This window comes from Achromobacter insolitus, from assembly GCF_002209555.1.
GTDB lineage: Bacteria > Pseudomonadota > Gammaproteobacteria > Burkholderiales > Burkholderiaceae_B > Achromobacter > Achromobacter insolitus.
On record NZ_NJIF01000002.1, the window covers coordinates 42,150 to 61,170 of the forward strand.

17 protein-coding genes are annotated in these 19,021 nt (G+C 63.0%); 10 read left to right on the plus strand and 7 right to left on the minus strand.

What is annotated here, in order from left to right; all coding sequences use genetic code 11:
- Positions 1-10: 10 nt before the first annotated feature.
- From CEY08_RS05670 to CEY08_RS05700, 7 genes are all read left to right on the plus strand, one after another.
- Positions 11-1,018 (plus strand): ABC transporter ATP-binding protein, encoded by a 1,008-nt coding sequence (locus CEY08_RS05670; protein WP_076816857.1) that lies wholly within the window; start codon positions 11-13, stop codon positions 1,016-1,018.
- Entirely contained in the window at positions 1,015-2,034 is a 1,020-nt protein-coding gene (locus CEY08_RS05675) for an ABC transporter ATP-binding protein (RefSeq protein WP_076816859.1), read from the plus strand. Before CEY08_RS05670 ends, CEY08_RS05675 begins: the two co-directional genes overlap by 4 nt.
- A gap of 97 nt (positions 2,035-2,131) precedes the next feature.
- Positions 2,132-3,331 (plus strand): M20 aminoacylase family protein, encoded by a 1,200-nt coding sequence (locus tag CEY08_RS05680; protein ID WP_042795857.1) that lies wholly within the window; start codon positions 2,132-2,134, stop codon positions 3,329-3,331.
- Positions 3,332-3,718: 387 nt separating this feature from the next.
- Positions 3,719-4,624 (plus strand): TauD/TfdA dioxygenase family protein, encoded by a 906-nt coding sequence (locus CEY08_RS05685; protein ID WP_076816862.1) that lies wholly within the window; start codon positions 3,719-3,721, stop codon positions 4,622-4,624.
- Between the two features lie 50 nt (positions 4,625-4,674).
- Positions 4,675-5,718 carry an ABC transporter substrate-binding protein gene (locus CEY08_RS05690; protein ID WP_063639119.1) on the plus strand — a complete coding sequence of 348 codons (1,044 nt, stop codon included), beginning with the start codon at positions 4,675-4,677 and terminating at the stop codon, positions 5,716-5,718.
- A 1-nt stretch (position 5,719) separates the two neighbouring features.
- Positions 5,720-6,553, plus strand: a complete 834-nt coding sequence (locus CEY08_RS05695) for an ABC transporter ATP-binding protein (RefSeq protein WP_042795855.1) — start codon at positions 5,720-5,722, stop codon at positions 6,551-6,553.
- A gap of 11 nt (positions 6,554-6,564) precedes the next feature.
- Positions 6,565-7,443, plus strand: coding sequence for an ABC transporter permease (locus CEY08_RS05700; RefSeq protein ID WP_042795854.1), 879 nt, complete (start codon positions 6,565-6,567; stop codon positions 7,441-7,443).
- Between the two features lie 76 nt (positions 7,444-7,519).
- Here CEY08_RS05700 and CEY08_RS05705 read toward each other — a convergent pair whose 3' ends face one another.
- From CEY08_RS05705 to rpmH, 5 genes are all read right to left on the minus strand, one after another.
- Entirely contained in the window at positions 7,520-8,965 is a 1,446-nt protein-coding gene (locus tag CEY08_RS05705) for a catalase (RefSeq protein WP_063639121.1), read from the minus strand.
- A gap of 255 nt (positions 8,966-9,220) precedes the next feature.
- Complete coding sequence (gene yidC / locus CEY08_RS05710) at positions 9,221-10,900, minus strand: membrane protein insertase YidC (RefSeq protein ID WP_042795853.1); 1,680 nt, start codon at positions 10,898-10,900, stop codon at positions 9,221-9,223.
- Between the two features lie 48 nt (positions 10,901-10,948).
- Entirely contained in the window at positions 10,949-11,221 is a 273-nt protein-coding gene (gene yidD, locus CEY08_RS05715) for a membrane protein insertion efficiency factor YidD (RefSeq protein WP_013397082.1), read from the minus strand.
- Positions 11,218-11,589 carry a ribonuclease P protein component gene (locus CEY08_RS05720; protein WP_013397083.1) on the minus strand — a complete coding sequence of 124 codons (372 nt, stop codon included), beginning with the start codon at positions 11,587-11,589 and terminating at the stop codon, positions 11,218-11,220. The genes yidD and CEY08_RS05720 overlap by 4 nt, the downstream gene beginning before the upstream one ends.
- A gap of 49 nt (positions 11,590-11,638) precedes the next feature.
- A complete protein-coding gene (gene rpmH, locus CEY08_RS05725) occupies positions 11,639-11,773 on the minus strand; it encodes a 50S ribosomal protein L34 (protein ID WP_003816025.1) in 135 nt (44 codons plus the stop codon).
- Between the two features lie 395 nt (positions 11,774-12,168).
- Here rpmH and dnaA point away from each other — a divergent pair, with 395 nt between their 5' ends.
- The 3 genes from dnaA (at position 12,169) to gyrB (ending at position 17,287) form a co-directional block, all read left to right on the plus strand.
- The gene (gene dnaA, locus CEY08_RS05730; RefSeq protein ID WP_063639122.1) at positions 12,169-13,632 is read left to right on the plus strand and encodes a chromosomal replication initiator protein DnaA; all 1,464 of its coding nucleotides are present in this window, start codon (positions 12,169-12,171) and stop codon (positions 13,630-13,632) included.
- A gap of 2 nt (positions 13,633-13,634) precedes the next feature.
- The gene (gene dnaN, locus CEY08_RS05735) at positions 13,635-14,744 is read left to right on the plus strand and encodes a DNA polymerase III subunit beta (protein WP_063639534.1); all 1,110 of its coding nucleotides are present in this window, start codon (positions 13,635-13,637) and stop codon (positions 14,742-14,744) included.
- Between the two features lie 95 nt (positions 14,745-14,839).
- Positions 14,840-17,287: a DNA topoisomerase (ATP-hydrolyzing) subunit B gene (gene gyrB / locus CEY08_RS05740; RefSeq protein WP_076816864.1), complete on the plus strand. Its 2,448-nt coding sequence runs from the start codon at positions 14,840-14,842 to the stop codon at positions 17,285-17,287.
- Between the two features lie 53 nt (positions 17,288-17,340).
- Here the strand turns inward: gyrB and CEY08_RS05745 are convergent, their stop codons facing one another.
- Together CEY08_RS05745 and CEY08_RS05750 are read right to left on the minus strand one after the other, a co-directional pair.
- Complete coding sequence (locus CEY08_RS05745) at positions 17,341-17,970, minus strand: GNAT family N-acetyltransferase (RefSeq protein ID WP_076816866.1); 630 nt, start codon at positions 17,968-17,970, stop codon at positions 17,341-17,343.
- A 3-nt stretch (positions 17,971-17,973) separates the two neighbouring features.
- Positions 17,974-18,897, minus strand: coding sequence for a LysR family transcriptional regulator (locus CEY08_RS05750; RefSeq protein ID WP_063961614.1), 924 nt, complete (start codon positions 18,895-18,897; stop codon positions 17,974-17,976).
- Positions 18,898-19,021: the final 124 nt, after the last annotated feature.

Sequence of the window (19,021 nt, forward strand, 5' to 3'; positions counted from 1 at the left end):
GGCCGGCGCGATGCAGATACCTGTGGAAAAGTCCTCGTCCAGTTCGGCGCCCATCCTGGAGGTGCAAGGCCTGAAGACGCATTTCTTCACGCGTAACGGCGTGGTGAAAGCGGTGGATGGCGTGGACCTGACGTTGGCGCAGGGCGAGATCCTGGGACTGGTAGGCGAATCGGGATCGGGCAAGAGCATTACCGGCTTTTCGCTGATGGGCTTGCTGGACGAGCCGGGCCGCATAGTCGACGGTACATTGCGTTTCAACGGTGAAGATCTGCGCAGTGCGACGCCCGCGCGTTGGCGCGAGCTCCGGGGCCAGGAGATCGCGATGATCTTCCAGGATCCGATGATGACCCTGAACCCCGTGTTGCGCGTGGATACGCAGATGATCGAGGCGGTGCAGGCGCACGGCAACGCCTCGCGCGAGCAGGCGCGCCAGCGCGCCTTGCAGACGCTGGCCATGGTGGGCATCCCATCGCCGGAAGAGCGCCTGCGCGCATACCCGCATCAATTGTCGGGGGGCATGCGGCAACGGGTGGCGATTGCGATTGCGCTGCTGAATTCGCCACGCCTGATCATCGCGGATGAGCCCACCACGGCGCTTGATGTAACCATACAAGGGCAGATCCTGTTCGAAGTGCAGAAGCTCTGCCAGGAAACCGGCACCGCGCTTATCTGGATCACTCACGATCTGGCGGTGGTGGCGGGACTGGCGGACCGCGTGGCGGTCATGTATGCGGGACGCGTGGTGGAGACCGGCACCACGCAGGCCGTCATCAGCCATCCCATGCATCCGTACACGCATGGCCTGATCGCTTCCATTCCCACGCCGGAATCCCGCGGCAGGCCGCTGGTTCCGATTCCCGGCATGACTCCATCGCTGCTCAACCTGCCGCAAGGCTGTGCGTTCCGCGGCCGTTGCCCGCGCGCGACCGAAGCCTGTCTGGTCGAACCGCAGCCCGTGGAGGTGCGTCCGGCGCAATGGGTGCGTTGCTGGCACGCCGGAGGGCCAGACATCAAATGAACGCCGCAGAACGCGATCCCGCCATTCCCATCTTGTCGCTGCGCGAGGTCGAGCTGCGCTTTGTGCAGCCTGTGGACCTGGCGGGCCGCATTGCCAATCTGCTGGGCGCGGGTTTGAAGACGCAGGTCGTGCATGCAGTGGCGGGTGTGGACCTGGACGTGCGCCCTGGCGAAGTGATCGGCATTGTGGGCGAATCAGGTTGCGGCAAGTCCACGCTGGGCCGGATCGTGTCGGGCATCCTGCCGCAAACCGCGGGCGAGGTGAGCTACAAGGGCAAGCCGGTCAAGGCCATGACGGGTCAGGAGCGGCGGGCCTACGAGCTTGGCGTGCAAATGATCTTCCAGGATCCCTACGCTTCGCTCAACCCGCGCATGCGCGTGCGCGAGATCATCGGCGAGGCGCCCGTGGCGCATGGCCTGGTGCGCTCTCGCGACAAGGCCGAGTACGTTGCCGGCTTGATGCGCCAGGTGGGACTGGATCCTGCTTTTGCACAGCGTTATCCCCATCAGTTCTCCGGCGGCCAGAGGCAGCGCGTAGGAATTGCGCGGGCCTTGGCGCTCAAGCCATCGGTCATCGTCTGCGACGAGGCGGTTGCCGCGCTGGATGTGTCGATCCAGGCGCAGGTGCTTAATCTGTTTGAACAGTTGCGCGCCGACCTGGACCTGACCTATCTTTTCATCAGCCACAATCTCAGCGTGGTCAGCCACATATCGGACCGCGTGGCGATCATGTACCTCGGCCGCGTCGTGGAGCTGGCGCCCACCGACACGGTCTTCCAGCACGCCAACCATCCTTACACGCAGGCCCTGCTGAAGGAATTGCCGACGCTGCAGCCGGGGCGGCGCGCATACCAGCCCATCAAGGGCGAACTGCCCTCGCCGCTGGATCCGCCTGCGGGCTGCGCGTTCCACCCGCGTTGCCCGCATGCCATGCCCCGTTGCAAAACGGAGCGGCCGCTGCTGCGGGAGGTCGCGCCGGGCCAGTTCAGCGCTTGCCATCTAAACGATATGGCCTAGCCAGGATGGCGCATCCACTGGACCTCGCAGGGCCAGACAGCGAGAATTCCCGTATCGGCAGGCTACTGACTTCAACTCTTACGGTTTATCCACAGCCATGAAAACCATAGACGAAATCGAACGCGCCCACGGCGACCTCACCGCGTTGCGACGGGATATTCATGCGCATCCCGAGCTGGCTTTCCAGGAGACGCGCACGTCCGCGCTGGTTGCGGAGCGCTTGCGCGGCTGGGGACTGGAAGTCCACACCGGGCTGGGGAAAACTGGTGTGGTCGGCGTTTTGCGCGCGGGGAGCGGCAAGAAGACTATAGGCCTGCGTGCCGACATGGATGCGCTGCCCATGCCCGAACACAATCGATTTGCCCACAAATCGACCATCAGTGGACGCATGCACGGCTGTGGCCACGATGGGCACACGACCATGCTGCTGGGGGCGGCGCAGTACTTGTCCACGCATCGCGATTTCGATGGAACGGTGGTGTTCATCTTCCAGCCGGCCGAGGAAGGCGGCAACGCCGGCGCGCGTGCCATGATGCAGGACGGGCTGTTCGATAAATTCCCTTGCGATGCGGTATTCGGCATCCACAACATGCCTGGCATGCCGGTCAATCAGTTTGGGTTCCGTGCAGGGCCGACGATGGCCTCCAGCAATCGCTGGGACATCGTCATCAAGGGCGTGGGCGGCCATGCGGCGCAGCCGCATGCCTCGGTCGACCCCATCATCGTCGCGGCCGACATGGTGCATGCCTTGCAGACGGTGATTTCCCGCAGCAAGAATCCGCTGGAGCAGGCGGTGCTGTCGATCACGCAGATCCACGCGGGCGATGCGTACAACGTGATTCCGGGCGAGGCCGTGCTACGCGGCACCGTGCGGACCTACTCGGTGGAGACCCTGGACAAGATCGAGGCGGATATGCGCCGCATCGCGACTACCTTGCCACAAGTCTACGGCGGCACGGGCGAACTGGATTTCGTTCGCGCATATCCGCCCCTGGTCAATTGGGAAAAGGAAACCGCCTTTGCCGCCCAAGTGGCCGAAGACGCGTTCGGCGCTGAAAACGTGCAGCGCGAAATGCCGCCTTTCATGGGCGCCGAGGACTTCTCTTTCTTCCTCGAGTCGGTGCCGGGAACATATCTGTTCCTGGGTAATGGCGATGGCGACCACCGCATGGAAACCTATCACGGCATGGGTCCATGCCAGCTCCACAACCCGAATTACGACTTCAACGACGCCCTGCTGCCGGTGGGCGCAACTTATTGGGTGAAGCTGGTGCAGGCATTCTTGCCTAAGGCTTGATCAGCGCAAGTCATTGATTTAAAAGGCGCGGACGCTCGGCGGTCCGCGCCTTTTTTCATGCTGGAGGCCTGTTATGCACAGGCTGTCCACCTGCTATTCACCGGCTATCCACCGGGATATCCCCTGACAATCCACCGCTTTTCCCTGGCTTGCCACCAGGCTTATCCCAAGACTTATCCACAGGCCTGGCACAGGCAGTTTCCGGTGCTCCGCGCATGGCGGGAGCCCCTCGCGCGGATAAGCTTATAGCTGCAATGCGATAGCGCGCCATATGACGCGCAGGCTTGAACAAAGGCCGAATAATTCGTTTGCGTAGGGGTTGCGCGTTTTCATAATGGATCGTTCCTGAGCCGGCCTGGCCGGCGGCATTCGCGCAAGGAGCGATCCATGTCCCAGAGCAACGCGCTGCGCCGGTCCGAGGCGTATGCCGAACCCGCGACGCAAGATTTTTCGATTCGTCCGCTTGCAGCCGTGACGGGCGCTGAAATCGTCGGCATCGATCTGTCGCGCGAGCTGGCACCAGCCGATTTCGCCAAGGTGCATCGCGCGCATCTGGATCACCACCTGCTGGTGTTCCGCGACCAGCGCATCACGCCGCAACAGCACATCGACTTCAGCCGCCGTTTCGGCCGGCTGATGATCCATGTGCTGCATCAGTTCCATCTGCCCGGGCACCCCGAAATCCTGATCGTCTCCAACATCGTTGAGGACGGCAAGCCTATAGGGCTGGGCGACGCCGGCAAGTACTGGCATTCGGACATCTCGTACAAGGAATTGCCCAGCCTGGGCTCGCTGCTGCATGCGCAGGAACTACCCTCGCAAGGCGGCGACACGCTATTCGCCGACATGCATGTAGCGTACGACACCCTGCCCGCAGCCTTGCGCGATGCCATCGAGGGCAAGCGCGCCGTGCATTCCTACCTGGCCAAATACGGGCAACTGCAAAAGGAAGGCGCCTGGCGCCCCAACCTCAGCGCGCAGCAGGTCGCGCAAGTGCAGGAGGTGGTGCATCCGGTGGTACGGACGCACCCGGAAACGGGACGTCGCGCCCTGTTCGTGAGCGAAGGCTTCACGACACGCATTGTCGGCCTGCCTGACGACGAAAGCCGCCAGATCCTGGACGAACTGTTCGCCCACAGCATCCGGTCCGAACACATCTACCGCCATCAGTGGCAGCCGCAAGACCTGGTCTTCTGGGACAACCGGTCGCTGATCCACCTGGCCGGCGGCACGCCGGATCACCTGCGCCGCAAGCTGTACCGCACCACGATCGAAGGCGACACGCCCTTTTGACTTCGGGGCCGCCGCAATTTCGCGCAAACCAATTATCCACAGGGTACGCCATGGGTTTTTCTTCCGCTCTACGTGATCGCTTGGTCCAGACCGCCACCGGCGCGGGCCTGGCGCTGATACTTGCCGTACTGGCCCTGGCTTCGCCCACGCCAGCCATGGCCGAAGGCCGCATCCGCATTGCGGAGCAGTACGGCATCGTGTACTTGTTGTTGAACGTGGCGCGCGACCAGCAGTTGATTGAAAAGCACGGCAAGGCCGAAGGTGTGGATATCTCGGTCGAATGGGCCAAGCTGTCTGGCGGCTCGGCCGTGAATGACGCGCTGTTGTCGGGCGCTGTGGATATCGCGGGGGCCGGCGTGGGGCCGCTGCTGACGATCTGGGACCGCACGCGCGGCAAGCAGAACGTGAAGGGCGTGGCTTCGTTGGGCAACTTCCCCTATTACCTGGTCAGCAACAATCCCAACGTCAAGACGATTGCGGATTTCACCGAAAAGGACCGGATCGCAGTGCCGGCGGTAGGCGTGTCGGTGCAATCGCGCGTGCTGCAGCTGGCATCCGCCAAACTGTGGGGCGATGCGCAGTTCAACAAGCTGGACAAGATATCCGTTGCCTTGCCACATCCGGATGCGGCAGCCGCCATCATCGCCGGCGGCACGGAAATCACGGGGCATTTCGGCAATCCGCCTTTCCAGGAGCAGGAGCTGGCCGAAAATCCCAAGGCGCGCATCGTGCTCAATTCCTATGACGTGCTGGGCGGACCCAGCTCGTCGACGGTGCTGTTTGCGACCGAGAAATTCCGCAAGGACAATCCCAAGACCTACAAGGCGTTCCAGGCTGCGTTGAAGGAAGCTGCGCAATTCGCCGCCGCCAATCCCGAGCAGGCCGCGGACACCTATCTGCGCGTCACCGGCGCCAAGCTGGATCGCAATTTCCTGATCAAGGTGATCAAGAACCCCGACGTGCAGTTCAAGCTGGAACCGCAGAATACCTATGCGCTGGCCGAGTTCATGCACAAGGTAGGCGCGATCAAGAACGCGCCCGCAAGCTGGCGCGACTACTTCTTCGACGATCCCGTCACGGCGCAAGGCAGCTGAGATGGGACTGAGCGCCGCCGCCCCTGTGGATAACACCGAAAAGGCCACGCCTTTGCTGGCTGTGGATAAGGTGTCGATCGAATACAAGACGCGCGAACGGCGCGTGCGTGCCACGCATCAGGTCAGTTTCGAGGTACATGATGCGGAGCGATTCATCCTGCTGGGTGCATCCGGCTGCGGCAAGTCCACGCTGCTCAAGGCGGTTGCGGGCTTCATCGACCCGACCGAAGGCCGCATCGCCCTCGATGGCAAGCCTGTGCGCGGACCCGGGCCCGACCGCATCGTGGTGTTCCAGGAATTCGACCAATTGCCACCGTGGAAAACGCTGCGCCAGAACGTGGCTTTTCCGCTCGTGGCCTCGCGCAAGCTGGGACGGCGCGAGGCGGACGAGCGCGCGATGCACTACTTGGAGAAGGTAGGCCTGTCTGCATTTGCCGATGCCTATCCGCACACCTTGTCGGGCGGCATGAAGCAGCGCGTGGCCATTGCGCGCGCGCTGGCGATGCAGCCGCGCGTATTGCTGATGGACGAACCCTTCGCTGCGCTCGATGCACTGACCCGGCGGCGCATGCAGGAAGAGTTGCTGGCGCTATGGGAAGAGGTGCGCTTTACGCTGCTCTTTGTCACCCATTCGATCGAAGAGGCCCTGGTGCTGGGCAGTCGAGTGCTGCTGCTGTCGCCGCATCCCGGACGTGTGCGCGCGGAGCTGAATGCTCATGCCTTCGGGCTGCATAGCCAGGGCTCGGCGGCCTTCCAGTCGGCTGCCAGACGCATCCACGACCTGCTGTTCGACACGGCGCCGGCGGAGCAAGCAGCCGAACGTGCCGCGGCCTGAGGGATAGACGCATGAGCAATGCTTACGTGGGCGCCGTGCCCGTCCGCCCCGAAGCCGAGTACGAACTGCCGCCGTTGCCGCCGCAGGCCGCCGAGACGCCCCTGCCCTGGCACGAGCGCCTATGGCAACACGCCGGCCTGCGCAAGCTGGCGATACTGGCGTTGCTGGCCGCCATCTGGGAGTTGGCGGCGCGCTACACCGATAACGATCTTCTGCTGCCCAGCGCATCGCAAACCGCTGTGGCCTTCGTGCAGGGGATCGCCGGCGGCGAGTTGCTGGCGCGGGCCGGCCAATCATTGCGTGTATTGGCGCAAGGCTATGCGGCGGGCGTGGCACTGGCCTTCGTGCTGACCACGCTAGCGGTGTCGACGCGCTTCGGACGCGATCTGCTGTCTACGCTGACCGCCATGTTCAATCCGCTGCCCGCGATCGCGCTATTGCCGCTGGCGTTGCTGTGGTTCGGCCTCGGTGAAGGCAGCCTGGTGTTCGTGCTGATCCACTCGGTGTTGTGGGCATTGGCGCTGAATACGTATGCGGGTTTTCTGGGGGTATCGGAGACCCTGCGCATGGCGGGCCGCAATTACGGTTTGAGCGGCTTGCGCTATGTGCTGCAGATACTTGTGCCTGCGGCGCTGCCGGCCATCCTGGCGGGGCTGAGGATAGGGTGGGCGTTTGCGTGGCGTACGCTAATCGCGGCGGAACTGGTGTTTGGGGCTTCCAGCGGCAAGGGCGGACTGGGCTGGTACATCTTCCAGAACCGCAACGAGTTATACACAGATCGTGTGTTCGCGGGTCTGGCGGCCGTGGTGATCATTGGCCTGCTTGTGGAAAACCTGGTGTTCGACACCGTTGAGCGTTTCACGGTCAGGCGTTGGGGCATGCAGCGCTGATTCTTCGCTGCAGCGGCATCGCATCAACGAAAAAGGCGGCCCTTGCGGGCCGCCTTGCTCATGATGTAGTCGCGGACTACAGCTTCAGTCCAAGCGCCTTGGCTACCCCGGCGGCATAGGCCGGATCGGCCTTGCGGAAGTGTTCCAGCTGTCGACGCTGGATCTCTTCGGGCACGCCCGCCATGTGGCGGCCAATGTTGCCGAACAGCAACTCCTGCTGTGCCGGCGTCATCAGGCGGAATAGCGCACCCGGCTGCGAGTAGTAATCATCATCCACGCGATGGTTCCAGCGCGCCGCGGCCTGGCCGTCCAAGGCCAGCGGCGGCTCGCCTGCCGACGGTGTTTCCTTCCATTCGCCGAAGCTGTTTGGCTCGTAGTTCAGCGTCGCTCCTGCGTTGCCGTCGACGCGGCCGGCGCCATCGCGGTGAAAGCTGTGGAACGGGCAGCGTGGCGCGTTCACCGGGATCTGGTGGTGATTGATGCCCAACCGGTAGCGGTGCGTGTCGCCATACGAGAACAGACGGCCTTGCAGCATCTTGTCCGGTGAGAAGCCAATGCCCGGGACGACGTTGGCGGGCGTGAAGGCCGCCTGCTCTACTTCCGCGAAATAGTTTTCGGGGTTCTTGTTCAGCTCCAGGACCCCCACTTCGATCAGCGGGTAGTCGCCGTGCGGCCAGACTTTGGTGAGGTCGAACGGGTTGATGTGGTAGGTCGCGGCTTCGGCCTCGGGCATGATCTGCACCTTCAGCGTCCACTTGGGGAAATTGCCCTTCTCGATGTTTTCGAACAGGTCGCGCTGCGAGCTTTCGCGGTCATGGGCGACCACTTGCGCGGCTTCCTCGTCGGTCAGACAGGCGATGCCTTGCTGCGACTTGAAGTGGAACTTCACGTAGAAGCGCTCTCCGTCCTTGTTGATGAAGCTGAACGTGTGCGATCCGAAGCCGTGTTGCTGGCGCAAGTTGGCGGGAATGCCGCGGTCGCTCATCAGTGTCGTGACCTGATGCAGCGATTCGGGGTTGAGCGACCAGAAGTCCCAGGCGGCGGTGGCGCTGCGCAGGTTGGTCTTGGGGTCGCGCTTCTGCGTATGGATGAAGTCCGGGAATTTCAGCGGATCGCGGATGAAGAACACCGGCGTGTTGTTGCCCACCAGGTCCCAGTTGCCTTCCTCGGTGTAGAACTTGATGGCAAAGCCACGCACGTCGCGTTCGGCGTCCGCCGCGCCGCGTTCGCCGGCCACGGTGGAAAAGCGCAGGAACAGCGGAGTCTGCTTGCCAACCTGGGAAAAGAGGCTGGCACGGGTGTAGCGGGAGATATCGTGGGTAACGGTAAAGGTGCCGTAGGCGCCGGAGCCCTTGGCATGCACGACGCGTTCGGGGATGCGTTCACGATCGAAGTGGGCGAGCTTTTCAATCAGCCAGAAGTCTTCCAACAGCGCCGGGCCGCGGGGGCCTGCGGTCAGCGTGTTGTTGTTGTCGGCCACGGGCGCGCCTGCGGCGGTGGTCAGATGCTTCTTATCGGTCATAGCACACTCCCTATGAAATACCTGGAATGCGGGGTCCGCACTGGACCCGCGCTGTGTCTGGGACAGCCCCGGCATTGCCGGCCAAGGGGCTATCTCCGACACATCATAGGGGTCTTGTCTTACTATGTGAAGTTGATTGATTCACAAAAATTGATAAATAATAACTATCACGAACGCTTGGAATGGACCTGAAACCGGGGCGCGGGCGAAAAAAAACCGGTCCGCATGGGACCGGTTTTTCGCAGGAAGCGGATATCAGCGGTTGGCCGCGGCTTCCGCCTTGCGCTGCATGGCGCGCGTGATGGACCACTGCTGCGCGATCGACAGGATGTTGTTGACGCACCAGTAGAGCACCAGACCGGCCGGGAAGAAGAACATCATCCCGCCGAACACCAGGGGCATGATCATCATGACCTTGGCCTGGACGGGGTCCGGGGGCGTCGGGTTCAGTTTGATCTGCAGGAACATGGTGGCCATCATGATGGCGGGCAGAATGAAGAACGGGTCGCGGATCGACAGGTCATGCACCCACAAGATCCACGGCGCGCCGCGCATTTCCACGCTGGCCAGCAGCACCCAGTACAGCGAGATGAACACCGGGATCTGCACCACCATGGGCAAGCAGCCACCCAGCGGATTGATCTTCTCGGTGCGGTACATCTCCATCATGGCCGCATTGAGTTTCTGCTTGTCGTCGCCGTACTTTTCCTTGAGCGCTTGCAGGCGCGGAGCCACCTGCTTCATGCGAGCCATGGAGCGGTAGCTGGCGGCGGCCAAGGGGTAGAACACGGCCTTGATCAGCACGGTCAGCGCCACGATGGTCCAGCCCCAGTTGCCCAGGATGGAGTGCAGCCACGTCATCAGCTTGAACAGCGGCTTGGCGATGATGGTCAGCCAGCCGTAGTCGACCACCAGCTCCAGGCCGGGGGCCAGGGCCGCCATGGCCTTCTGGTCTTGCGGGCCGACCCACAGGTGCGAATCGACGCGCGTGGCCGCGCCAGGGGCGATCTCGCCTACGGCTTCGATGCTGCGAGCGGCGTACAGGTTCTTTTGCACTTCCAGCAGCTCATTGGTGCGCTGCTTGCCTTGCGGGGGTACCCAGGCGGTGGCGAAATAGTGCTGGACCACGGCGATCCAGCCGTTATCCGATTGCTTGATGTAGCTGGCCTTCTTCTTCTCGATGTCGCTGAAGGTGATCTTCTGGAACTTGTCCTGTTCCGAGTAGACGGCGAAACCGGTGAACGTGTGATAGAAGCTGGACGTGTCGGCCGGGTCGTTGCCGTCGCGTTCAAGCTGCAGGTACAGGGCGGGCGACACCGGCGCGGCGCCGACGTTGGCCAGGTCGTGGCGCACGTCGATGTCATAGCGGCCGCGGTGCAGGGTAAAGGTCTTGGTGACCTTCACGCCGCCCGATTCGCCTTCGAAGGCCACCACGAGGTTGTCGCCGGACAGCTGGCGATCCGAGGACACGACGCGGAAAGGCGTCTGGTGCGTGGGGAAGCTCTGGCCGTTGGGGGCGCCGACCACGCCGGTCTGCACCACGTAGTTCAGGCCGGCGGCGCGGTCGAGCAGGACCGTGGGCTTGTCGGGCTGGCCGGTGGCCGGGTACTTCAGCAGTTCGGCACGCACCAGCTGGGCGCCCATGGTGTCGAAAGTCAGGCGCAGCACATCGGTCGTGACGACGACTTCTTCCGAGCGCGCCGCAGCAGCGGGCGCGGCGGCGCCGGGCACCGCGGACGGAGTGGCCGTTGCAGGCACGGGCGCGTTGGGCACCGAGGGCGTCGCGTTGTTCGCGGCGGCTTGCGGTTCGCTCGTGGTGGCGGCCGGCGTGGGGCCGAACAGCGACGGCTTGCCGTTATGGATCTGCCAGTTGTTCCATAGGAGCAACAGCGAGAAGGAAAAAATCATCCAGAGGACGGTTCGTCGGATATCCATGGTGCCTACTGAAGTGAATACGGGCCAGCAAAGCCCGCCAGTTTAGCGTCAATCATGCTCGGTGCGGTGGCTGTGGGAACAGCACGAGGGGCCATTGGTTCCCTTGGCCGGCGGAACCGGATCCAATCCGCCGGGCGACCACGGGTGGCAGCGGCCAATGCGCCGGACTGCCAGCCAGAAGCCGCGCCAGGCGCCGTGGCGCTCGATCGCTTCGATCGCATACGCCGAGCAAGTCGGGGTAAAGCGGCATTGCCTGCCGATCCAGGGACTCAGGAAAAACCTGTAGAACCGGATCGGGGCAATGAGTAAAGCCTTGATCATCGCGCGATCCGCTCAAAGTGAGCGTCCACTTCGGCTCTGGCCGCGCGTTTCAGCGCGGTGAGCGTGGCGGGCGCAACCTTGCTATGCAGGCGCACGACATAATCTTTTGCCGGCAACCCCAGACGCCGATGGCGGAACGCCTCGCGGATGACCCGCTTGATGGCGTTACGCGTACTGGCGTGGGCGGCGAACCGCTTGGCGATCACCAGGCCCAGGCGCGCACAGGCATCCTGGCCCGGAGGCAGATCATTGGGAGCCGCGCTCACAATGAAGAACGCCCCTCGGGCAAGACGCCTGCCTTTGAGGGCAGCGGCGAACTCGGAGGGGCGATGCAGCCGCGCCTCCGGCGGAAGCGTGGAGCGCGGCATGGACTGCAAATCAGGCGTCAGGTTTCCGGACGAGCCGGAAAACCAGGACTTAGACGGCCAGACGCTTGCGGCCCTTGGCGCGGCGGGCGTTCAGGATGGCGCGGCCAGCGCGGGTTTTCATGCGCACGCGAAAGCCATGGGTGCGCTTGCGGCGGGTAACGGAAGGTTGGTAGGTACGTTTCATGGACGATCCACAAAAAGAACAAAAGTCAGAAGGGACCTGCCCGGAGGGTTCCTGGTCGCGTATTCAGGAAGCGGGTATCTAATGAGCATTTTTGCAACAGGTGCAAAAAATCAGCTCGTAGACGGGGCTCTGACCGGGGAAATCCCGGGCGACCTATAGAAGCTAAGACGAGGCAGTTGCGTGGGCAGCGGAGTCATTACAAACCACTGCCAACAAAGCGCGGCTAAGCTCTTTCTGGAACCTTCTGACAGACAGAATTCGGAAAAGCCCACCATTTCAGCAAGTTTTCCCTGTCTTGTCAAACAGTTAAGACCGGGGGGCGTGGACTCTTATGCCCTACCCTGTGGATAACCCCAGCCCAGGCAAGGTAGAATCGAGGTTTGAATAAGAGCGACATGAAAGAATTCTGGCAGACCTGCGTCAGTCGTCTTGAGCAGGAACTCCCCCCCCAACAAATCAGCGCGTGGATACGACCGCTGGTCCCGCTTGCGTACGACGAAACGCAGGCGGTGCTGCGCGTTGCCGCTCCCAACCGGTTCAAGCTGGATTGGGTGCGCAAGAACTTTTCCCACCAGATCGAAGCGTTGGCCGCGGAGTGGTTCGAGCGTCCGGTGCAGGTGCTGTTCGAGTTGCCCACGCAAGGCGCCGCGCCGCGCATGCCGGTCGCCCCGGTACGCGCCGCGCCCGCCGTGCCCGCGCATCCGTCCGCTGCTTCGCCCTCAGGCGGAGCGCCGCCACCAGCGCCTGCGGCAGTGTCCGCTCCGCCTGTAGCCGCGCCCGCGACGACAGCGGCCGCGCAGGCGGTGAATGCCGATGCAGCCAGCATCGTGTACGAGCGCTCGCGCCTGAACACGGATCTGACGTTCGAGAACTTCGTGACGGGTAAGGCCAACCAGTTGGCACGCGCGGCCGCGCTGCAGGTGGCCGAGAACCCGGGCACGTCCTACAACCCGTTGTTCCTGTATGGCGGCGTGGGCCTGGGCAAGACCCACCTGATCCATGCCATCGGCAACGCGATGGTGGCTGCCGGCACGGGTGTGCGCGTGCGCTATGTGCATGCCGACCAATACGTGTCCGACGTGGTGAAGGCGTACCAGCGCAAGGCGTTCGACGATTTCAAGCGCTACTACCACTCGCTCGATCTGTTGCTGATCGACGATATCCAGTTCTTCTCCGGCAAGAACCGCACGCAGGAAGAATTCTTCTATGCGTTCGAAGCGATGGTGGCGCAGCGCAAGCAGATCATCATCACCAGCGACACCTATCCGAAGGAGCTGTCCGGCATCGACAGCCGCCTGATCTCGCGCTTTGATTCCGGGCTGACTGTGGCCATCGAGCCGCCGGAACTGGAAATGCGCGTGGCGATTCTGCTGCGCAAGGCGGAATCCGAAGGCGTGCCCATGCCCGAGGAAGTGGCTTTCTTCATTGCCAAGCATCTGCGCAGCAACGTGCGCGAACTTGAAGGCGCGCTGCGCAAGGTGCTGGCCTATGCCCGCTTCCACGGCCGCGACGTGCTGACGGTGGATGTCTGCAAGGAAGCGCTGAAGGACCTGCTGTCGGTGTCCAACGGACAGATCACCGTGGAGAACATCCAGAAAACGGTGGCGGATTTCTACAAGATCAAAGTGGCCGACATGTACTCGAAACGCCGGCCCGCCAATATCGCTTTGCCGCGCCAGGTGGCGATGTACCTGGCCAAGGAGCTGACTCAGAAAAGCCTGCCGGAAATCGGCGATCTGTTCGGTGGCCGTGATCACACCACCGTGCTGCATGCCGTACGCAAGATTTCCGACGCCCGCGCCAAGCAAGCGGAGCTCAACCATACCCTGCACGTGTTGGAACAAACTCTAAAAGGATGAACATGCAACTCGTACAAACCACACGCGATGCATTGCTGAAACCGCTGTCGACTGTGGCGGGCATCGTCGAAAGACGCCATACCCTGCCCATCCTGGCGAACATCCTGATGCGCAAGGAAGGCAACAAGGTTGCTTTCATTGCGACCGACCTGGAAGTACAGATCACCACCCATGCCGACTTCGGCGTGGGCCAAGACAACGAATCCACCACGGTCGCGGCGCGCAAGCTGCTGGATATCCTGAAGGCGCTGCCGGACACGGGCGACGTGCGCCTGGCATTGGCCAGCAACAAGTTGTCGGTGCAGTCGGCCAAGAGCCGCTTCGCGCTGCAGACGCTGGCTGCCAGCGAATTCCCCACCGTGGCTCAGCCCGAGCAGTGGGACGTGTCGCTGACCATGCCGCAGCGCACGCTGCGCCACCTGTTCAACATGGTGCACTTCGCCATGGCGCAACAGGACATCCGCTATTACCTGAACGGCATGCTGCTGGTGTTCGAACCGGGCCGCGTGCGCGCGGTCGCCACCGACGGCCACCGCCTGGCGCATTGCTCGACTGAAGCCGATGGCATCAGCGAACGCCACGAAGTGATCGTGCCGCGCAAGACCGTGCTGGAAATGCAGCGCCTCCTGGAAGACTCCGACGAGCCGGTTTCCATCGACGTGGCGCCGGGCCAGATCCGCTTCCGCTTCGGCGACGTGGAATTGGTGTCCAAGCTGGTGGAAGGCAAATTCCCCGACTTCACGCGCGTGATTCCGACGAACTACACGCGCCACTTCCTGGTTGGCCGCGAAGCGCTCCAGGGCAGCCTGCAGCGTGCCGCCATCCTGACCACCGACAAGTTCAAGGGCGTGCGCCTGCAACTGGCGCAGAACCAGATGAAGATCTCGTCCTCCAACGCCGAGCAGGAAGAGGCGCAGGAAGAAATCGACATCGACTACGGCCATGAGCCGCTGGATGTGGGTTTCAACGTCGGCTACCTGCTCGACGTGCTGTCCAACGTCAAGGTGGACAGCATCCAGTGGTCGGTCATGCCCGATGCCAACGCGTCGGCGCTCATCACCCTGCCCGAAGACGACCAGTTCAAGTACGTCGTCATGCCCATGCGGATTTGATCCGCACCCATCGTGGGTTTGTGCCGCTTGCGGGCCTGAGGGCTCGTGGGCGGTCCGGCCGCCAGGCCGTTCTTTAAAGCGTTATCGATACAGACATGTCAGATCAGCAGAACACCACTCCCGAGAACAGCGGCTACGGCGCTGACTCGATCAAGATGCTCAAGGGGCTGGAGGCCGTGCGCAAGCGCCCCGGCATGTACATCGGCGACACGTCCGACGGTACCGGCTTGCACCACATGGTGTTCGAGGTCGTCGACAACGCCATCGACGAAGCCCTGGCCGGCTACTGCGACGATATCGTCGTCACGATCCACACCGACAACTCCATCTCGGTCACCGACAACGGCCGGGGTATTCCCACCGACATCCACAAGGACGACGAATTCCACCGCAGCGCGGCGGAAATCGTCATGACCGAACTGCATGCCGGCGGCAAGTTCGACCAGAACTCCTACAAGGTGTCCGGCGGCCTGCACGGCGTGGGCGTGTCCTGCGTGAACGCGCTGTCCGAATGGCTGCGGCTGACTATCCGCCGCAACGGCCAGGTGCACCAGATGGAGTTCCGCCAGGGCGAGCGCGTCGCGCCTCTGGCCGTGACCGGCACGACCGACAAGCGCGGCACCGAAGTGCGCTTCCTGGCCGACCCGATCATCTTCACCAACATCGAGTACCACTACGAGATTCTCTCGAAGCGCCTGCGCGAGCTGTCGTTCCTGAACAATGGCGTGAAGATCCGCCTGATCGACCAGCGCCAGGGCAAGGAAGAGAACTTCGCGTTCTCCGGCGGCGTGAAGGGCTTTGTCGAGTACATCAACCGCAGCAAGACCGTGCTGCACCCGAACGTGTTCTCGGTCACCACCGAGTCCTCGGCGGGCGGCGTGCCGGTCGGCGTGGAAGTGGCGATGCAGTGGAACGACAGCTACAGCGAAAGCGTGCTGTGCTTCACCAACAACATCCCGCAGCGTGACGGCGGTTCGCACCTGACCGGCTTGCGCGCGGCGATGACCCGCATCATCAACAAGTACATCACCGATAACGAACTGGCCAAGAAGGCCAAGGTCGAGACTTCCGGCGACGACATGCGTGAAGGCCTGGCCTGCGTGCTGTCGGTCAAGGTGCCCGAGCCCAAGTTCAGCAGCCAGACCAAGGACAAGCTGGTTTCCAGTGAAGTGCGTCCGGCTGTTGAAGAAGCGGTGGCCCGCACGCTGGAAACCTGGCTGCTGGAGCATCCGAACGACGCCAAGGCGCTGTGCGGCAAGATCGTCGAAGCTGCCCGCGCGCGCGAAGCCGCGCGCAAGGCGCGCGAGATGACCCGCCGCAAGAGCGTGTTGGAAGGCGCTGGCCTGCCCGGCAAGCTGGCCGACTGCCAGGAAAAGGATCCCGCGCTGTGCGAGCTCTACATCGTCGAGGGTGACTCCGCAGGCGGTTCGGCCAAGCAAGGCCGCGACCGCAAGTTCCAGGCCATCCTGCCGCTGCGCGGCAAGGTGCTGAACGTGGAGAAGGCGCGTTTCGACCGCCTGATCGCCAGCGAACAGATCGCCACGCTGATCACCGCGCTGGGCACCAGCATCGGTCCCGATTTCAACGTGGACAAGCTGCGCTATCACCGCCTCATCATCATGACCGACGCGGACGTGGACGGCGCGCACATCCGCACCCTGCTGCTGACCCTGCTGTACCGCCAGATGCCCGAGCTGGTGCAGCGTGGCTACGTGTATATCGCCCAGCCGCCGCTGTACAAGGTCAAGGTCGGCCGTGAAGAACGCTATCTGAAGGACGACCAGGAAGAAGCGCAGTTCATGCTGTCGCTGGCGCTGAAGGACGCCGAGATCATCTCGGGCGGCAACATCATCCGCGGCGACGAACTGAACGAACTGGCCCGCCAGTACGTGGCCGCCGACGGCGTGATCGCGCGCCTGTCGCGCGTGTTCGACGTGGCCGCGCTGTCGGCCATGGCGGAAGGCGTGGAAATCAACCTGGAAACGGCCGAATCCACCGCCGAGTCCGCCCGCCGCCTGGCCGACGCCATGCGCGACCCCGTCAGCGGCAACGGCGTGGAAGTCGTGCCGCAGTTCGACGAAACAACGGAACGCCATCGCCTGTCGGTGCAGCGCATGCACCACGGCAACGTGCGCGTGAGCATCATCGATGCGGACTTCGTGAACGGCTCCGACTATGCCGTGCTGTCCAAGGCTGCCAAGAGCTTCTCCGGCAAGGTCGGCGCACGCTCGCTGGTTGCGCGCGGCGAAGGCGAGAAGCGCAAGGAACAGACCGTGTCGGATTTCCGTGAAGCCATGCAGTGGCTGCGCAGCGAAGCCGAACGCGGCATTTCCAAGCAGCGCTATAAGGGCCTGGGTGAAATGAATCCGGATCAGCTGTGGGAAACCACGATGGATCCGAAGGTGCGCCGCCTGTTGCGTGTGCAGATCGAGGACGCCATCGCGGCCGACGAAGTCTTCACCACGCTGATGGGCGACGACGTCGAACCGCGCCGCAACTTCATCGAGACGCACGCGCTGTCGGCGGGCAATATCGACGCCTGATCGGCAAGACCCCGTCCGAGGTTAAAAAGGGCTGCTCCAGGGCAGCCCTTTTTTCATTCCGCGGTTGGTCTTGGTTCGATGATGGGCACGTGCGCGGCGGCATTGCGCGGGAGGTGGCCCGTCAATCTGGGGTCGACCTGAACCTCGATGCGAGTCGCATAGGGGCGGAATCCGGATCGGATATAAAAGGCGAGAGCCGCCGGGTGGTCGTAGCTGCACGTATGCACCCACATGCGGCGAATATCCTTCGACCAAGCCATCCGGACAGCGGCGTTCATTACGGCGCGTCCATATCCTTTGCCGGTAAGTCCCGCGATAAATCCCAGGAAGGTGAGTTCGCAGCTGTGCGGCTGCCGGTAATCCAGTTCGAGCAGGCCGATATCCTCGCCTTCTTGCCGAATGACGAAGGTCTCGACCTGGCTGTCGTCCAGGATGGCGGCCAACTCGTCATCGGGCATCAGCAGGCGCGAATACCAGAGCCAGTCCGCGCCTATCTTGCGGAACAAGGCGCGGAAGGCGCCGGGGTCGGCTTGGTCCATGGGTGCCAAGACCAGGCCCTCGGGCAGGCGGTCCGGGGAAGGCGCCGGTGGCGCGCGCATTTCCAGGTCGGTCACCACGCTTGCGATATGGCCTGCCGGGACGTCGGTATATCCCAGCGGCAGGGTAAATGTCGTAGCGCTCATCACCTACACCTGCACATCATTGGCCCAGGGCTCGGCCGTCAGGCGCTCGGCCAGATACTCGATGAAGGCTTGTACCCGGGCCGGGCGCCTGCGCCCGGGGGGAGTGACGATGTGCAGGGCGATAGGGTCGACTTGCCAGTCGTCCATGACGGTTTCCAGCGCGCCCGATTGCAGGTCCTGCCAGGCCAGGAACTCCGGCTGCAGGGCCAGCCCCATGCCCGCCTGCAATGCCGGTGTCAGGGCTTCCGCGTTGTTCACGTTCAGAAGCACGGGCATGGACTGCGAGAACTCGCCATGCTTCTCATGGCGAAAGCGCCAGCTGGATCCATTGCGCGCATACATGTATTGCAGCGCGGTGTGCTGCGCGAGGTCTTTGGGATGCTTGGGACGCCCCGCGCGCTTGAAATAGCTCGGCGCGCCTACCAGCAGGATGCGCACGGAACACAGGCGCCGCGCCAGCAACGTGGAGTCCACCAGGTTGGAGATCCGCAGCGCCAGATCGAAGCGTTCCGAGACCAGGTCGGCCTGCTTGTCGCTGAATTCGATTTCCAGGGCCACGTCGGGATTGGCCTGCATGAATGGCGGCAGCATGGGCGCCAGATGCGTGACGCCGAAAGACATGGGCGCGGACAGCCTGATCTTGCCGCACAGGCTGGTTGATTTCTCTCGTACTTCGCTTTCGACCGCTTCGCCTTCTTCAAGGATGCGGGAAGCGCGTTCAAGCGCCGCGTACCCGGACTCGGTCAGCGTCATGCTGCGGGAAGTGCGATGGAACAGGGTGGCTTTCATGCGGGCTTCCAGACGGCTGATGGTCTTGGAAACCGTGGCTTGCGACAGGGAAAACTCGGCCGCCGCCTTGGCGAACGATCCGGTCTCGGCGACCTTGGCGAATATCGCCCAACCTTCCAGATCTGGCAGCTTGTTCATCTCTTGCTCTCGGGAAATGCTCGCGCCGATGATAGCCGTTGCCTATGGCATGGACAAGAACGGTGGTGAACGCGGCGCAGCAAAATCCGGTCCGCGGCCAGCATCATGCAAAAAATGGAAAGGA

Coding starts and splice junctions, on each gene's coding strand:
- CEY08_RS05675 (WP_076816859.1), top strand. CDS start 1,015: ATGAACGCCGCAGAACGCGATCCCGCCATTCCCATCTTGTCGCTGCGC.
- gyrB (WP_076816864.1), top strand. CDS start 14,840: ATGTCAGATCAGCAGAACACCACTCCCGAGAACAGCGGCTACGGCGCT.
- yidC (WP_042795853.1), bottom strand. CDS start 10,900: ATGGATATCCGACGAACCGTCCTCTGGATGATTTTTTCCTTCTCGCTG.
- rpmH (WP_003816025.1), bottom strand. CDS start 11,773: ATGAAACGTACCTACCAACCTTCCGTTACCCGCCGCAAGCGCACCCAT.
- CEY08_RS05685 (WP_076816862.1), top strand. CDS start 3,719: ATGTCCCAGAGCAACGCGCTGCGCCGGTCCGAGGCGTATGCCGAACCC.
- CEY08_RS05700 (WP_042795854.1), top strand. CDS start 6,565: ATGAGCAATGCTTACGTGGGCGCCGTGCCCGTCCGCCCCGAAGCCGAG.
- CEY08_RS05745 (WP_076816866.1), bottom strand. CDS start 17,970: ATGAGCGCTACGACATTTACCCTGCCGCTGGGATATACCGACGTCCCG.
- CEY08_RS05670 (WP_076816857.1), top strand. CDS start 11: ATGCAGATACCTGTGGAAAAGTCCTCGTCCAGTTCGGCGCCCATCCTG.
- CEY08_RS05720 (WP_013397083.1), bottom strand. CDS start 11,589: ATGCCGCGCTCCACGCTTCCGCCGGAGGCGCGGCTGCATCGCCCCTCC.
- CEY08_RS05750 (WP_063961614.1), bottom strand. CDS start 18,897: ATGAACAAGCTGCCAGATCTGGAAGGTTGGGCGATATTCGCCAAGGTC.
- yidD (WP_013397082.1), bottom strand. CDS start 11,221: ATGATCAAGGCTTTACTCATTGCCCCGATCCGGTTCTACAGGTTTTTC.
- dnaA (WP_063639122.1), top strand. CDS start 12,169: ATGAAAGAATTCTGGCAGACCTGCGTCAGTCGTCTTGAGCAGGAACTC.
- CEY08_RS05695 (WP_042795855.1), top strand. CDS start 5,720: ATGGGACTGAGCGCCGCCGCCCCTGTGGATAACACCGAAAAGGCCACG.
- CEY08_RS05690 (WP_063639119.1), top strand. CDS start 4,675: ATGGGTTTTTCTTCCGCTCTACGTGATCGCTTGGTCCAGACCGCCACC.
- CEY08_RS05705 (WP_063639121.1), bottom strand. CDS start 8,965: ATGACCGATAAGAAGCATCTGACCACCGCCGCAGGCGCGCCCGTGGCC.
- CEY08_RS05680 (WP_042795857.1), top strand. CDS start 2,132: ATGAAAACCATAGACGAAATCGAACGCGCCCACGGCGACCTCACCGCG.
- dnaN (WP_063639534.1), top strand. CDS start 13,635: ATGCAACTCGTACAAACCACACGCGATGCATTGCTGAAACCGCTGTCG.